The sequence below is a fragment of the Modestobacter sp. VKM Ac-2979 genome (assembly GCF_026967995.1).
In the GTDB taxonomy this organism is placed as follows: Bacteria; Actinomycetota; Actinomycetes; order Mycobacteriales; family Geodermatophilaceae; genus Modestobacter.
Genome location: NZ_JAPVBO010000001.1, coordinates 461,046 through 475,407, shown reverse-complemented (window position 1 = coordinate 475,407; position 14,362 = coordinate 461,046). Strand labels below are relative to the sequence as shown.

Below are 14,362 nucleotides of genomic sequence, written 5' to 3'. Positions count from 1 at the left end.
GAACGGTGTTCGACTCGATCGGCTGGGGCGAGATCGTCGTCCTGGCGCTGGCGGCGCTGTTCATCTTCGGCCCCGACCGCCTGCCCACGCTGGCGAAGGACGCCGCGAACGGGCTGAAGAAGGCGCGGGAGGCGGTCACCGGGGTGCGCGGGCAGCTGCACGACACCCTGGGCGACGACTTCGACCACCTGCGCGACATCGACTTGCGGCAGTACCACCCGAAGACGTTCATCCGGTCGCAGCTGATGGGCGACGACGACGCCCCGGCGCGGACGGGGAGCACCGCCGCCAGTCCAGCTGCTGCGGGTGCGACCGCGGCCGGCTGGTCCCCGGCGGGGCAGACGGCCCGCACGCGGGACGCGAGCACCCCGCCGCCGTTCGACGTCGACGCGACCTAGGCCGCGTCACCGGAGTCCTGCGACTCACCAGGGAGGAGCCGGTGGATGGCTCACGACGCTGAGCTCGCGGCCCGCGTCCGCACGGCCCTCTCGGAGAGGGACGTCCGTGAGGTGACGATGTTCGGCGGCCTCGCGTTCATGGTCGAGGAGAAGATGGTCGCCTGCGTCTCGGGCGGCGGGGGAGCCCTGCTCGTGCGCGTGTCCCGCAGCCGCGATGCCGAGTACCTGGCGGTGCGCGGCGCCCGCCGGGCAGAGATGGGGAAGGGCCGGTCGATGGGCGAGGGGTGGATCGCCGTCGACGAGGAGGCGCTCACGGGGGACGAGGACCTGCAGTTCTGGGTCGACGCCGTCCTGGAGCACCACGCCGAGGCAGCGGGGCGCTGACCGGACACGTCCACCGATGCGCGAGAGGCCGGTCACCCCGCGTGGGGTGACCGGCCTCTGTCGTGCCGGGGTGGCTACCGCTTGACCGGGGTCAGCCCCAGCGACATGCCGGACAGGCCGCGCTGGCGGACGGCGAGGGCGTCGGCGATCGCGGACAGCGACTGCGCGGCGGGGGCGTCGGGCTGGGCGAGCACGATCGGTGCCCCGGCGTCGCCGGCCTCGCGGAGGCGGGTGTCCAGCGGGATCTGGCCCAGCAGCGGCACCCGCGCACCGAGGGTCTTGGTGAGCGCGTCGGAGACGGCCTGGCCGCCGCCGGAGCCGAAGACGTCCATCCGGGAGCCGTCGGGCAGCTCCAGCCAGGACATGTTCTCCACGACACCGACGACCTGCTGGTGGGTCTGGGTGGCGATCGCGCCGGCCCGCTCGGCCACCTCGGCGGCGGCGAGCTGCGGCGTCGTCACGACCAGGATCTCGGCGTTGGGCACCAGCTGGGCCACCGAGATCGCCACGTCACCGGTGCCGGGCGGGAGGTCCATGAGCAGCACGTCCAGGTCGCCCCACCACACGTCGGCGAGGAACTGCTGGAGCGCCCGGTGCAGCATCGGCCCGCGCCAGACCACCGGGGTGTTGCCCGGGGTGAACATGCCGATGGAGATGACCTTCACGCCGTAGGACTGCGGCGGCATGATCATGTTGTCGACCTGGGTGGGCTTGTCGTCCACGCCGAGCATCCGGGGCACCGAGTGGCCGTAGATGTCGGCGTCCACGACGCCCACCGACAGGCCCTTCTTGGCCAGCGCGGCGGCGAGGTTGACGGTGACGCTGGACTTGCCGACCCCGCCCTTGCCCGAGGCGACCGCGTAGACGCGGGTCAGCGAGCCGGGCTGGGCGAAGGGGATCACCGGCTCGGCGGTGTCGCTGCCGCGGACCGTCTTGCGCAGCTCGGTGCGCTGCTCGTCGCTCATGACGTCCAGGCCGACCTGGACGGAGGTGACACCGGGGACCGCGGAGACGGCCTGGGTGACGCGGTTGGTGATGGTCTCGCGCATCGGGCAGCCGGCGACGGTCAGGTAGACCTCGATGCGCACCGCGCCCGGGTCGCCGCCGACGCCGATCTGCACGTCCTTGACCATGCCCAGCTCGGGCAGCGGACGGTTGATCTCGGGGTCCTGGACGGTCGCCAGCGCCGCGTTCACGGCGTCCAGCTCCGGGGATCCGGTCAGCGTGTCGGACATGCGCGTTGTGTCTCCTTCGACGGGGAGCCTGCGGATTCCGGGCCCCTGCGGGGGCCCGCGCGCCGGCGAGCCCCACTGTACGGCGGCTGATCGACCTGCCCCGGGCCAGCGGGTGTGAACCGGCCGACCTCCGACCTGCGGGGGACGACGACCGGTGGTGGCTGATGGCCGCCCGGCGCGCCCGGCACGACCCGCCGGTGCCCGAGGGTCACCAGATGACAGCGCTGCGGTGCCTGGTCATGATGAGGCGCCCAGTGGCGCAGCTCACAGTCGAGCAGTCGGGAGACGTCCTCATGACCCAGTTCCAGCACCGCTCCACCCGGCTCTGCGCGGTCACCGCCGCTGCGACCCTGCTGGTCGGCGGGTGGGCCGGCACGGCCGGTGCCACGGACGACCGGCACGGACCCGAGGGCCCGGTCGCCCCGGGGTTCCAGGAGGTCCAGCAGTCGCCGTCGCTGCCGGCGGTGCCCGCCCGGGACATCGAGTGGACGGTCGCCGACCCGGCCTTCGACTACGACCCCGCCACCGGGCAGCCGGGTGAGGCGTTCACCCCGCTGCTGGACGCGGAGGGCCAGCCGCGGACCCGGGTCCTGACCGGCGTGGAGAAGGGCGCCGGCTACCGGATCGAGGTGCCCACCGAGGGCTGGAACGGGGACGTGGTGTTCTGGGAGCACGGCTACCGCGGCACCGGGACGGTGCTCTGGGTGGACAGCCCCTCCTTCGAGCTGCGCCAGGCCTACGTCGACGCGGGCTACGCCTGGGCGGCGTCGTCCTACTCCGCCAACCGGTACGACATCCGGGCCGGGGTCACCTCGACGGAACGGCTGGCCCGGCTCTTCGACCGGCTCGTCGCCCCGGCCGACGACCGCTACCTGCAGGGCGTGTCCATGGGCGGCCACATCATCGGGGCCCTGGTGGAGCGGGAGCGGGTGGACTGGGCCGGTGCCGCGCCGATGTGCGGCGTGATGGGTGACCTGGCCCAGTTCGACATCCGGCTGGACTACAACCTGGTGGCGCAGACGCTGGCCGAGGTCGACGCCTACCCGGTGACCTCGACCGAGGACTACCAGGCTGCGATCGCCGAGATCAAGGCGACCCTGGGGCTGCCCACCTCGCCCACCGGGCCCAACCCCGAGCTGACCGAGCGGGGGGAGACCTTCCGGGACGTCGTGATCGACCTGACCGGCGGCCCCAGGCCGGCCGACGAGGCCGCCTTCACCTACTGGGAGGGGCTGACCTTCAACCTGGGCCGGTTCGCCGACGACCCGACCGGGACGCTGGGCGGGCTCACCGCGGGCTCGGTGGCCGAGAACGCCGACCGGCTGTACCCGACCACCTTCACCTTCCCGGACGGCTCGACGCTGAACTCCCGGATCGAGCGGGTCGAGGCGGCGCCGGGCACCCGCAAGGAGACCGGGAAGGCGCCGATCATCCAGCTGGACGCCGACTTCTCCGTCCCGGTCCTGTCGGTACACACCATCGGTGACATGTTCGTGCCGTTCGAGCACCAGCGGATCTACGCCGCCGAGGCCGCGATCCAGGGCACCGGCGGGCTGCTGGTGCAGCGGACGGTCCGGTCGGTCGGGCACTGCGAGTTCAGCCCGGAGGAGGCGGCACAGACCTTCACCGACCTGGTGACCTGGGTCGAGTCCCTCGAGGAGGGCGGCCCGGTGGTGCGGCCGGCAGGGGAGGACGTGCTGAACCGGAACGCGGTGGCCGAGGCGGACCTGGGGTGTGCCTTCACGGTGCCGCAGACCGGCGGCACCCGGGACCTCTTCCCGGCCTGCCCGGTGGCCGAGGAGCAGGCGGGCGCCGGCTCCTGACCGCCGCGCTCCGGCCGGCAGCCGACGACGCCCTCGGCGGGGATGGACTCCGGTCCCCGCCGAGGGCGTCATCGTCAGCCGGCCGCGGTCACACGGCCCACCTGCTGGTCACCCGTCCGCCGGGAGCACCTCGGAGCGGTAGAACGGCTGCGGCCGCTCCTTCACCACCTCGAAGTTGAGCGTCTCGACGAACTCCCGGCCGCTCGGGTCGACCGCCCGCACCGTCGCGGTGTGCGCGCCGACCGGCAGGTCCGCCGGCAGCGGCAGCCGCCACAGGTGGCTGGACTGGTCGGCCCACAGGTCCTGCTCGATCGGCTGGGTCGGGCCGGGACCGAACTTCTCGCCCCGGTAGGCCTCCCAGCCCTGCGCCCGCTCGTTGCCCGACGTGCTCGCCAGGGAGTAGCGCCCCACCTGCATCTGACGCACCAGCGCGTAGGGGTCACCGAACTCGGCGCCCTCCAGCACGCCCTCACCGGTGGCCGACTGGGTGCGATCGGCTGTCACCGGCTCCTGGTCGCCGATCTGCACGGTCACCTCGGTGGCCGTCTGCCCGTTCCACACGTTGGCCGTCAGGTAGCTGTCCGTGGCCAGGTCGGCCGGGGTCAGCAGGTTGAGGTCCCCCAGGTCGTTGACGTTGACCGGCGGCACCGCCATCGGATCCGGCGCCTCGAGCTCGGACTGGCCGGTACGCCAGGCAGCCAGCGTGTCGTACCAGCTCCGGAAGAAGGGCGAGTTCACCGACAGCGTCATCTGCTCGTCCTCGGGACGTCCGGTGGCGCGGTAGGTCTCCTGGTAGGAGTTGCCGTCCAGTTCGAGGTTCATGTAGCCGGGAGGGCCTCCCTCGCGCTGGATGGCCTCCGGGATGATGCCGCTGTTGCTGCCCGCGGTGCTCAGGTCGCCGGTCCACCAGGAGCCGGACGCGGCGCCGACGGTCAGGTGGCGGAAGGGCGCGGCGTCGAGGTCCAGCAGCTGCGTCCAGCCGGCGTAGCTGTCCCCGGCCGAGAGGTTCTCGACGACCTGGGTGTGCCCGGAGACCGACAGGGCCTCGCGACCATCCAGGAGCTCGTAGAGCCTCTTCACGTCGTCGGTCTGGTGCTTGATGAACTCCTGGTCCAGGTAGGAGATCAGCGGGATGTGCGTCGCGATGACGATGAGCTTGTCCTTCGACACGTGCGCCAGGTCGTTGGCCAGCCAGGTCAGCTGCTCCTCGCCGATCAGCCCGGTGTAGGTGGGGTGCTCGGCGTCGTTGCAGAACTCGTGGTCGCCATCCGCGTTGTCCTCGGCGACGCACGGGTACTTGACGTTGTCGAGACCGACGAAGTGCGTGTCCCCGATGTCGTAGGAGTAGTACTCCGGGCCGATCTCCCGCTTGTAGGTGTCGAAGGAGTGCTCGTCCTCCGTGGCGTCGTAGTCGATGTCGTGGTTGCCGGGGACCGCACGCACCGGCATGCCGGCCAGGCTCATGACCTCCTTGATCCGCGGGTAGAGGCCCAGGTCGTCCCCGGCGACGTCGCCGACGATGAGCGCACCGCACTCGCCCAGGTCGTCCCGCTGCTCGAGGTCGTTGACGACGCCGTCCCGCAGGAAGCCGATCTCCTGGTTGCTGTAGGTCTGGGTGTCACCGATGACGGCGCAGTCGATGGGGTCGTCGCCGGTGTCCGCGGACTCGACGAGCGGGAAGTTGATGGCCTCCGGCAGCGGCCCGGTGGGCGGCAGCCCGTCGAAGCGCAGTGGCGGGGAGCCCTCCGGCAGGTGGTGGTAGAAGAACTGCGGGAAGTTCTGCTCGTCCAGCGGGACCTCCCAGCCGGCCGGCTTGGTGACGAAGACGGTCATCCCGTCGTAGGCGGGCAGCTCGTAGTCGCCGTCGTCGTCGGTCTCGACCACCTCCCGCCCGTTGGAGACCAGGACACCGGCGACACCGGCCTCCCGGTCGCCGCGAGTGCTGTCCCGGTCCGCGTCCTCGTAGACGGTGCCCCGGATGATCTGCGGCTCGTCGCTGCCCGCGCGGACGACCTCGACCTGTCCGACGTAGGGGGCTGCCTGCTCTCCCTCGTCACCGGTCGCGGTGTCGCTCGCCGCCGCGGTGGTCATCGCCCCGATGAGCAGCGTCGCACCCACCGTCAACGCGAGGCCGCCGGCCAGCAACGGGACGGCCTTCGTGTGTGCCTTCCGTACCAACACCATGAACCTCCTGCAGACGGGCTGATGGGGTGCCCGGCGACAGCTCTCGCCGCGCCCGGCCAGACTCCGCCGCCGGTGGTTACCAGCAGGGGTACGGCAGGCGAGGATCACGCGCACGTGCGGGGACGACGGGGCCCCGCGGGCGTGTCGCCGCCTCGGGCGCTCCCGTGCCGGCTCGTGGTCGGGCACGACTCAGATGGACGGCTGCCGGACACCGTGCGTTCGCCGTCCGATCACGCAGGTGGGACTCCACCCGCGGTGTGATGGGTGAATGCGTCGATGGCCGTCTCGCGCGCGTGCCTCCCGCTGCCTCACGTGGGTGCTGGCGTGCCTGATCTGCACCAGCGGGCTCGTGGTCACCGCCGCGCCGGCGCTGGCCCATCCACTCGGCGACTTCACGGTCAACACCCACATCGGCGTTCGGGTCGAGCCCGCCGCAGTCGTCCTCGACGTCGTCGTGGACATCGCCGAGGTCCCGACCCTGCGGGCCTTCCCCGGGCTCGACGCGGCCTCGGCCGCCGCCGGGGACGCAGTGTCGGAGGCAGACCAGCGCGCCTACCGGGAACGCATGTGCCCGGCGCTGCGCGACGCGGTGGACCTCCAGGTCGGCGGGGCGCAGGTGGAGCTGGCGGACGACGGCAGCTCGTTGAGCTTCCCGCCGGGCAGCGCTGGGCTGGCCACTGCCCGGCTGGAGTGCACCCTCCGGAGCGTCCAGGAGCTGGACACCGTCGGGCAGGAGGTGGTGCTGATCGACCGCATGGCGGTGCAGCCGGTCGGCTGGCGCGAGATCACCGCCGTGGGTGACGGCGTCGAGCTGGCTGCGAGCGACGTGCCGGACCGCAGCGTCTCCGACGTACTGCGGAACTACCCTGAGGACCTGCTGGACGACCCGCTGGACCAGCGCCGGGCGACGCTGAGCGTCGTGGCGGGCAGCGGGATCGTCACCGGTCCAGTGGCTGGGCCAGGCGGCGGACCGGGACCGGAGCCGTTGCGGGGGCTGGACCCCATGACGACGGCGTTCATGGACCTGGTCTCCGCCACGCAGCTCAGCGTCGGGTACGGCGCGCTCGCCATCGTCCTGGCGCTCCTCCTCGGGTCGCTGCACGCCGTGGCCCCGGGGCACGGCAAGACCCTGATGGCGGCCTACCTCGTGGGCCGGGAGGGCTCGCTGCGACAGGCGGCAGTGATCGGTGCCTCCGTCACGGTGACGCACACCGCCGGCGTGCTGGTCCTCGGGGTGCTGCTCTCGGTCGCCGCGGTGACCGCGCCCGAGCGGATCTATCCCTGGCTGAGCCTGGCCAGCGGCCTGCTGCTCGTCATGATCGGGCTCGCGCTGCTGCGCGGGGCCTGGCGCCGCCGGTCATCCGGCACGGACGACGGTCATGCCCATGCCCATGCCCATGCCCATGCCCACGGCCACGGCCACGGTCATGGCCACGGGCACGGGGGAGACCTGGCGACCGCGAGTGCGACCCGGGAGGGAGCGGCAGCACCTGGGCGGGTCGCCGTCGCGACCTCGGCCGGCGCGGTGGCGCGGCCCGGGGACCGCGGGTCCTCCAGCGCCCAGTCGGGCGACGGGGTGCGCGGGGGCCACCGCAGCCTGCTGGCCGTGGGCTTCGCCGGTGGCCTGGTGCCCAGCCCGTCGGCGCTGGTGGTCCTGCTGGGGGGCATCGCGCTGGGCCGGGCCTGGTTCGGGGTGCTCCTCGTCCTGGCCTACGGGATCGGGATGGCGCTGGCGCTGATGGGTGCCGGCCTCCTCGTCGTGCGGGCCCGCGACCGGGTCGAACGCTGGTCCTCGGCGCGGCACCTCTCCGGCGGGCGCACCGGCGCGGTGCTCGCCGTCGCCCGCGCACTCCCGCTTCTCACCGCCGTGCTCGTCGTGGTGATCGGCGTCGGTCTCGCCGTGCGGGCTCTCGCGCAGGTGTGAGCGGCCGGGTCCGCACGGTCGCTGGGTGGACCCGTGCTGGCCCGTTCCGACGGGCACGGGCCGCTGACTAGGGTCGGCGCGTGCCGCCCGACGCCCGCACCGCCACGCTCCGGGACGCCGTCGGGCTCGGTGTGGCGGTGGGGCTGTACGGAGTCGCCTTCGGTGCGGCGGCGGCCGGCGCCGGGCTGGACACCTGGCAGGCGGTGGCGACGTCGGCGCTGATGTTCACCGGCGCCTCCCAGTTCGCGATGATCGGCGTGCTCGGGGCCGGCGGGGGAGCCTTCTCCGCCGTGGGCAGCGCCCTGCTGCTCGGCACCCGCAACACCGTCTACGGCGTCCGGCTGGCCCCGATGCTGGCGCCGCAGGGCTGGCTGCGCCGGGCCGGCGCGGCGCACTGGGTGATCGACGAGACGACGGCGATGGCGGTCGCCGCACCGGACCGGGAACTGGGCCGGCTGGCGTTCTGGGTCACCGGCGCCACCATCTACCTGGGCTGGAACGTCACGACCCTGGTCGGCTCGCTGGGGGCCGCGGCGCTGGGCGAGACGGCGCAGGCCGCGCTGGACGCCGTCGTGCCCGCGGCCTTCCTGGCGTTGCTGTGGCCCCGGCTGCAGCGCTCGGCGCGGGAGCCGGGCGTGCAGCGGCGGGTCGCCCTGGGCGGCGCGGTCGTCGCGCTGGCGCTCACCCCGTTCGTGCCGGCCGGGGTGCAGGTGGTGCTCGCCGTGGTCGCGGTGGCGCTGGCCGGCCGGCCGCGGACGGCGGCGTCCCCGCGGGAGGGGGCCGCGTGAGCACCGGGACGCTGTGGGCGGTGGTGCTGGCCGGCTCGCTGGGCTGCTACCTGCTGAAGCTGGCCGGGCTCTCGGTGCCGGCGGCCTGGGTGGAGCGGCCGTGGGTGACCCGGGTGGTGGAGTTCGTGCCGGCGGCGCTGCTGGCCGCGTTGGTCGCCGTCCAGGCCGCGACGTCGGGGCCGGACCTGGTCGTCGACGGGCGGCTGGTCGGTCTCGCCGTGGCCGCGGTCGCGCTGGCGCTGCGGGCACCGTTCATCGTCGTCCTGGTGCTGGCCGGTGCAGCCGGCGCGCTCGTGCACGTCGTGACCGGCTGACCGGACGGGCTGCCGTGCCCCCATCGGCGGCATGGCAGCCCGCACCGCTCAGTGCGCCAGCGGCAGCTGGGCCTGCTCCTCGGCCAGTCGCTCCGCGCCGCTGGTGGTCTTCAGCGGCTTCTCCTTGATGAACAGCACCACCAGCAGCGCCAGCGCAGCCAGCGGGGTGGCGATCAGGAACAGCTCGGCGGTGGCGTTGCCGTAGGCGTCCTGCACCACGCGGGCGACCTCCGGCGGCAGGCTGGAGACGTCGGGGACGGTGGTCTCGCCGCCGCCGCTCTCGCCACCGCCCAGCACGGCCAGGTCACCGGCGACCCGGCTGGCGAGCACCGCGCCGAGCACGCTGACCCCGATCGTGCCGCCCAGGCTGCGGAAGAACGACAGCACCGAGGTGGCCGAGCCGAGCTCCCGGGCGGGCACGTCGTTCTGCGCCGCCAGGACCAGGTTCTGCATCAGGAGGCCGACGCCGACGCCGAGCACGACCATGAACGCGCCGAGCAGCCAGATCGAGGTCTGCGCGTCGATGGTGGACAGCAGGCCGAAGCCGAGGGTCATCAGGACGCCGCCGGCGACCAGGAACCGCTTCCAGGTGCCGGTCTTGGTGATCAGCGCACCGGCCACGGTCGAGGAGACCAGCAGGCCGCCGACCATCGGCAGCGACAGCAGCCCGGCCTCGGTGGGGGAGTAGCCCAGCGAGATCTGGAAGTACTGGGACAGGAAGACCGTGCCGCCGAACATCGCGATGCCGACCAGGGCGCTGGCCAGCGTGGTGAGGGCGACGGTGCGGTTGCGGAAGATGCCGAGCGGGATGACCGGCTCGGCCACCCGTGACTCGACGAACAGCGCCAGCGCGAGGAGCACGGCGGCGCCGCCGACCATCAGCGCCGTGGTGCCGGAGAGCCAGTCGAAGTCGTTGCCGGCCAGGGTCACCCAGATCAGCAGGGTGCTCACCCCGGCGGTGATCAGCAGTGCGCCGAGCCAGTCGATCCGGACGTTCTCGCGCTTGACCTGCTTGAGCTTCAGCGTCTTCTGCAGCAGCACGATCGCGGCCAGGGCGAACGGCACGCCCATGAAGAAGCACCAGCGCCAGCCCAGCCAGGAGGTGTCCACGATGACGCCGCCGATCAGCGGCCCGGCGACGGTGGCGACGGCGAAAACGGCGCCGAAGATGCCGGCGTACCGGCCCAGCTCGCGCGGCGGGATCATCGCCGCCATCACGATCTGTACCAGCGCGGTCAGACCGCCGGCGCCGATGCCCTGGACCACCCGGGCGACGATCAGCATCGTGGTGTCCTGGGAGAACCCGGCCAGCAGCGACCCGGCGACGAAGAGGGTCAGTGAGATCTGCACCAGCAGCTTCTGGCTGACCAGGTCGGCGAGCTTGCCCCACAGCGGCACCGAGGCCGTCATGGCGAGCAGCTCGGCGGTGACCACCCAGGTGTAGATCGACTGGCTGCCCTCGAGGTCGGCGATGATCACCGGCAGGGCGTTGGAGACGACGGTCGCCGCCAGGATGGACACGAAGATGCCCACCATCAGGCCGGACAGCGCCTGGAGCACCTCCCGTCGGCTCATCCGGGCCTCGGTGCTGGCCGCGCCGGCTGCGCCGGTCTCCACGGTCGTGGACATGGTGCTCCTGTCAGTGCTGTGCATCGATGGGGGACGGGGAGGTCAGTGACCGGGCTCGGGGAGGCCGGCGGCCAGCGCGTCCAGCGCCTCGTCGAGCAGGGCGGTGAGCGGGACGGCGCCGCGCTGGACGTGCCAGCGGGAGAAGGTCACCCGGACGGCGGCGGACAGCACCGCGGCGAGCAGGCCGGGGTAGAGGTCGGTCTCCGCGGTCTGGCCGGTCCGCTCGGCGATCGCCACCGCGACCTCCCGCTCGTCGGCCGCACCGATCTCCACCAGCCGGGGGAGCAGCGAGGGGCTGCCGGCGACGACGGTGATCCGGTCGCGCAGCGCCGCGGCGTCGGCCTCGAGCCCGGTGAGGTCCGCGTGCAGGGCGGCGCGGGCGGCGGCGAGCACGCCGGTGCCGGCCGGCTGGGCGCGCAGTCGCGCGGAGAGCCGCGGCTGGTCGGTGCCGGCGGGGAAGAGCAGCGCCTCCTCCTTGGCGGAGAAGTGGTTGAAGAACGTCCGGTAGGAGACGTCGGCCGCCGCCGCGACGGCCTCCACGGTGACGTTCTCCCAGCCGAGCTCGATCGCCAGCCGGAGGGTCGCCGCGGCCAGCGCGGCCCGGGTGTCGGCCTTCTTGCGCTCGCGCAGCCCTCGCTCGGTCATGCGCTCAGGATGCGTCGTTCATTGCACACTGTGCAAGCTTGCTCGGTGTGCAGCTGCTCACGACGGTGCGGCGCGGCAGACGTAGGTGGGCGGGCGGCGGCGGCACGATCGGTGTCGTGACGGCGACCATCGAGGCACCGGCCCGTCGGCGGGCACCCCTGGCGCTCGCCCTGCTCGCCGGGGTGCTGACCGGCGTCGCGGCGAAGGCGGGTGACGAGTCGGGCTGGCGGTGGGCCACCGATCTGGGCAGCTACCCGGCCGCCTGGGTGCTGGTGGTCGCGCTGATCGGCTGGTCGGCGCCCGCTGCGGCGGCCGCCGCGCTCCGCTCCGGGGTGTTCTTCGCGGCGATGACGGTCGCCTACTACGCGTGGGCCGCCCTGGTCCTGGACTTCGGCTGGGCCGTCCGGCTGCTGGTAGCCTGGCTGGTGCTGTCGGCCACCGCGGTGCCGGCCACCGCTGTGGCGGCGCACGTGGCGACCCGGGGATCGGGGTGGCTGCCGGGTGCCCTGCTGGCGATGGCCGCCGGCATCACGCTGGGCGGTGGTGCGCTGGCCGACGCCGGTGACCACCCGGTGCAGGCGGTGGTCGACGTCGTCGTCGCCCTGGTGCTCGTCGTCGTCCTGGCCCGTGACCTGCGCACCCGGTTGTGGGCCGCGGCGCTGACGCTCCCGCTCACCGGGGTGGCCGCGGTGCTCCTCGGTCTGCTGCGCGACCTGCTGGGCTGAGCGGGTGCTCATCGTGGTGGGCGGGCTGTCCGGGGTCGGCAAGACGACGGTCGCCCGGGGGGTGGCCGGCGCGCTCGGCGTGGCCCACCTGCGGGTCGACGCCTTCGAGGTCGCGCTGCTCCGGCAGGGCCTGGTGCCCAGCGCGGCCGAGGTCGGCGCGCACGGCTACGACCTGGCGCTGGCCGCCGCCGACACGTGTCTGACCGCCGGCACCGGCGTGCTGGTCGACGCGGTCTTCGACGTCGCCGCCGCCCGCCGGCCGTTCCGGGACCTGGCCACCCGGCACGACGTCCCGGTGCACTGGGTGCGGCTGATCTGCACCGACCGGGCCGAGCACCGCCGCCGGGTCGAGGGGCGTCCCGCCGACCTCCCCGGCCACGTCGTCCCGACCTGGGAGCAGGTGCGGGCGCGGCGGGTCGACCAGTGGCACGAGCGGCACACCGTGGTCGACACCGCCACCGGCGACCCGGCCGACGCCGTGCTCGCCGCGCTGCGCCGCTGACGGTCAGCCGGTGGGCTCGGCCGCGGCCTCCCGGCGCTTCTTCTTCTTCTTGCGCTCGGCGGCCTCGTCGTCGGGGTCCTCGGGCACCAGTCGGTTCAGCTCGCCGCGGATGAAGTCGCGGGTGGCCAGCTCACCGACCGACACCCGCAGCGACGCCAGCTCCCGGGCCAGGTACTCGGTGTCGGCGCGGGTCTGCGCCGCGCGGTTGCGGTCCTCCTCGGCCTGGATCCGGTCGCGGTCGGCCTGCCGGTTCTGCGCGAGCAGGATCAGCGGTGCGGCGTAGGCGGCCTGGGTGGAGAAGGCCAGGTTCAGCAGGATGAACGGGTAGGGGTCCCACCGCAGGTCGACCGCGACGACGTTCAGCACGATCCAGACGATCACGAGGATCGTCTGGACCGCGAGGAACCGGCCGGTGCCCAGGAACCGGGCGATCCCCTCGGCGAACCGGCCGACCGCGTCGGGGTCGAGCCGCAGGAAGCTGCCGATGCCCCGGGCGGTGCGGGGCTGGTCCAGCCGCAGGTCGGCGCGCCGCTCGGCCTCAGCCACGCCGGGACCTCTCGCGCCAGTCCTCGGGCAGCAGGTGGTCCAGGACGTCGTCGACGCTGACCGCGCCCACCAGCCGGCCCTGCGGGTCGACCACCGGCGCGGCCACCAGGTTGTAGGTGGCGAAGTAGCGGGTGACCTCGGTCAGCGGCGTCTCCGGGCGAAGCGGCTCCAGGTCGTCGAGCACCCCGCTGACCAGGCCGGACGGCGGTTCGCGCAGCAGCCGCTGGATGTGCGCCAGTCCCAGGTACCGCCCGGTCGGCGTGGCCGAGGGCGGCCGGCAGACGTACACCTGGCTGGCCAGCGCCGGGGACAGCTCGGGGGTGCGCACCCGGGCCAGCGCCTCGGCGATCGTCGCGTCGGGGGCGAGGATCACCGGCTCGCTGGTCATCATCCCGCCGGCGGTGTCCTCGGAGTACTTGAGCAGCTGGCGGACCGGCTCGGCCTCGTCCGGCTCCATCAGCTCCAGCAGCCGGTCGCGGTCCAGTGTGGAGAGCTCGGCCAGCAGGTCGGCGGCGTCGTCGGGGTCCATCTCCTCCAGGACGTCGGCGGCCCGCCGCTCCTCGAGGGTGCCCAGGATGGTGATCTGCTCGGCCTCGGGGAGCTCACCGAGCACGTCGGCCAGCCGGGGGTCGTCCATCGCCTCGGCGACCTCGTGCCGCCGCTTGATCGGCAGCTCCTGCAGCGCGTGCGCCGCGTCGGCGGCGTTGAGCTCGCGGTAGGTGGCGATCAGCGTCTCGGCGCTCTGCCCGGTCTCGGGCAGGGCGAGCCCGCTGGCCTCGTCCCACGAGAGCTGGTGCAGCTGGCCGCGGCGGCCCAGCCGGCCCGGCTCCTGGACGGCGAGGCGGGCGACCACCCAGTCACCCGTGCGGGTCTGCTCGATCGCGGCGTCGACCACGACGGCCGGCCGGTCGGACTCCTGGATGGTCACCCGCCGGTCCAGCAGCTCGCCGAGCACCAGGGTCTCCCCGGCCCGCTGCTCGAAGCGCTTGAGGTTCACCGTGCCCGAGGCGAGCCGGACCGAGGCGGAGTCCAGGCCGGTGACCCGGCCCATCGGGCAGAAGATCCGGCGCCGCGGCACCACCTCGACGATGAGGCCGAGCACGCGGGGCGCGGCGCTGCCGACCCGCAGCGCGATGAGCACGTCGCGGACCTTGCCCACCCGGTCGCCGTTGGGGTCGAAGACGGTCAGCCCGGCCACCCGGGACACGTACGCCCTCGTCACCGTCGTCACTGGCCCTCCTCGATGCTGCGTCGGTCCCGGGACC

General features: G+C 73.6%; 14 protein-coding genes. 8 read left to right on the top strand and 6 right to left on the bottom strand.

Annotation, left to right across the window (positions count from 1 at the left end; all coding sequences use genetic code 11):
- Nucleotides 1-5 precede the first annotated feature (5 nt).
- The gene (locus O2W15_RS02350; protein ID WP_269164888.1) at nucleotides 6-398 is read left to right on the top strand and encodes a twin-arginine translocase TatA/TatE family subunit; all 393 of its coding nucleotides are present in this window, start codon (nucleotides 6-8) and stop codon (nucleotides 396-398) included.
- Nucleotides 399-443: 45 nt separating this feature from the next.
- Nucleotides 444-782, top strand: a complete 339-nt coding sequence (locus O2W15_RS02345) for a TfoX/Sxy family protein (RefSeq protein ID WP_269178230.1) — start codon at nucleotides 444-446, stop codon at nucleotides 780-782.
- Between the two features lie 74 nt (nucleotides 783-856).
- Here O2W15_RS02345 and O2W15_RS02340 read toward each other — a convergent pair whose 3' ends face one another.
- Nucleotides 857-2,017, bottom strand: coding sequence for an Mrp/NBP35 family ATP-binding protein (locus O2W15_RS02340; RefSeq protein ID WP_164701022.1), 1,161 nt, complete (start codon nucleotides 2,015-2,017; stop codon nucleotides 857-859).
- Between the two features lie 293 nt (nucleotides 2,018-2,310).
- Here O2W15_RS02340 and O2W15_RS02335 point away from each other — a divergent pair, with 293 nt between their 5' ends.
- Nucleotides 2,311-3,840 carry an esterase gene (locus O2W15_RS02335; protein WP_269164885.1) on the top strand — a complete coding sequence of 510 codons (1,530 nt, stop codon included), beginning with the start codon at nucleotides 2,311-2,313 and terminating at the stop codon, nucleotides 3,838-3,840.
- 108 nt (nucleotides 3,841-3,948) lie between these two features.
- On the opposite strand, the gene O2W15_RS02330 is transcribed toward O2W15_RS02335, so the two are convergent.
- Complete coding sequence (locus tag O2W15_RS02330; RefSeq protein ID WP_269178229.1) at nucleotides 3,949-6,024, bottom strand: calcineurin-like phosphoesterase family protein; 2,076 nt, start codon at nucleotides 6,022-6,024, stop codon at nucleotides 3,949-3,951.
- Between the two features lie 316 nt (nucleotides 6,025-6,340).
- Here O2W15_RS02330 and O2W15_RS02325 point away from each other — a divergent pair, with 316 nt between their 5' ends.
- From O2W15_RS02325 to O2W15_RS02315, 3 genes are all read left to right on the top strand, one after another.
- A complete protein-coding gene (locus O2W15_RS02325) occupies nucleotides 6,341-7,948 on the top strand; it encodes a nickel/cobalt transporter (RefSeq protein WP_269178228.1) in 1,608 nt (535 codons plus the stop codon).
- 80 nt (nucleotides 7,949-8,028) lie between these two features.
- Nucleotides 8,029-8,736 carry an AzlC family ABC transporter permease gene (locus O2W15_RS02320; protein WP_269178227.1) on the top strand — a complete coding sequence of 236 codons (708 nt, stop codon included), beginning with the start codon at nucleotides 8,029-8,031 and terminating at the stop codon, nucleotides 8,734-8,736.
- The gene (locus O2W15_RS02315) at nucleotides 8,733-9,050 is read left to right on the top strand and encodes an AzlD domain-containing protein (protein WP_269164881.1); all 318 of its coding nucleotides are present in this window, start codon (nucleotides 8,733-8,735) and stop codon (nucleotides 9,048-9,050) included. Before O2W15_RS02320 ends, O2W15_RS02315 begins: the two co-directional genes overlap by 4 nt.
- Nucleotides 9,051-9,098: 48 nt before the next feature.
- Here O2W15_RS02315 and O2W15_RS02310 read toward each other — a convergent pair whose 3' ends face one another.
- Together O2W15_RS02310 and O2W15_RS02305 are read right to left on the bottom strand one after the other, a co-directional pair.
- Entirely contained in the window at nucleotides 9,099-10,679 is a 1,581-nt protein-coding gene (locus O2W15_RS02310; protein WP_269178226.1) for an MDR family MFS transporter, read from the bottom strand.
- A 42-nt stretch (nucleotides 10,680-10,721) separates the two neighbouring features.
- Nucleotides 10,722-11,324 (bottom strand): acyl-CoA-like ligand-binding transcription factor, encoded by a 603-nt coding sequence (locus O2W15_RS02305; protein WP_269178225.1) that lies wholly within the window; start codon nucleotides 11,322-11,324, stop codon nucleotides 10,722-10,724.
- A gap of 116 nt (nucleotides 11,325-11,440) precedes the next feature.
- Here O2W15_RS02305 and O2W15_RS02300 point away from each other — a divergent pair, with 116 nt between their 5' ends.
- Nucleotides 11,441-12,049: a DUF6518 family protein gene (locus O2W15_RS02300; RefSeq protein WP_269178224.1), complete on the top strand. Its 609-nt coding sequence runs from the start codon at nucleotides 11,441-11,443 to the stop codon at nucleotides 12,047-12,049.
- Between the two features lie 4 nt (nucleotides 12,050-12,053).
- On the top strand, nucleotides 12,054-12,551 hold the full coding sequence (locus tag O2W15_RS02295) for an AAA family ATPase (RefSeq protein ID WP_269178223.1): 498 nt from the start codon (nucleotides 12,054-12,056) through the stop codon (nucleotides 12,549-12,551).
- A 3-nt stretch (nucleotides 12,552-12,554) separates the two neighbouring features.
- Here the strand turns inward: O2W15_RS02295 and O2W15_RS02290 are convergent, their stop codons facing one another.
- Both O2W15_RS02290 and O2W15_RS02285 read right to left on the bottom strand, forming a co-directional pair.
- A complete protein-coding gene (locus tag O2W15_RS02290; protein ID WP_269178222.1) occupies nucleotides 12,555-13,097 on the bottom strand; it encodes a DUF1003 domain-containing protein in 543 nt (180 codons plus the stop codon).
- The gene (locus tag O2W15_RS02285; RefSeq protein WP_269164870.1) at nucleotides 13,090-14,328 is read right to left on the bottom strand and encodes a magnesium transporter MgtE N-terminal domain-containing protein; all 1,239 of its coding nucleotides are present in this window, start codon (nucleotides 14,326-14,328) and stop codon (nucleotides 13,090-13,092) included. The genes O2W15_RS02290 and O2W15_RS02285 overlap by 8 nt, the downstream gene beginning before the upstream one ends.
- Nucleotides 14,329-14,362: the final 34 nt, after the last annotated feature.

Coding starts and splice junctions, on each gene's coding strand:
- O2W15_RS02345 (WP_269178230.1), top strand. CDS start 444: ATGGCTCACGACGCTGAGCTCGCGGCCCGCGTCCGCACGGCCCTCTCG.
- O2W15_RS02340 (WP_164701022.1), bottom strand. CDS start 2,017: ATGTCCGACACGCTGACCGGATCCCCGGAGCTGGACGCCGTGAACGCG.
- O2W15_RS02335 (WP_269164885.1), top strand. CDS start 2,311: ATGACCCAGTTCCAGCACCGCTCCACCCGGCTCTGCGCGGTCACCGCC.
- O2W15_RS02330 (WP_269178229.1), bottom strand. CDS start 6,024: ATGGTGTTGGTACGGAAGGCACACACGAAGGCCGTCCCGTTGCTGGCC.
- O2W15_RS02310 (WP_269178226.1), bottom strand. CDS start 10,679: ATGTCCACGACCGTGGAGACCGGCGCAGCCGGCGCGGCCAGCACCGAG.
- O2W15_RS02305 (WP_269178225.1), bottom strand. CDS start 11,324: ATGACCGAGCGAGGGCTGCGCGAGCGCAAGAAGGCCGACACCCGGGCC.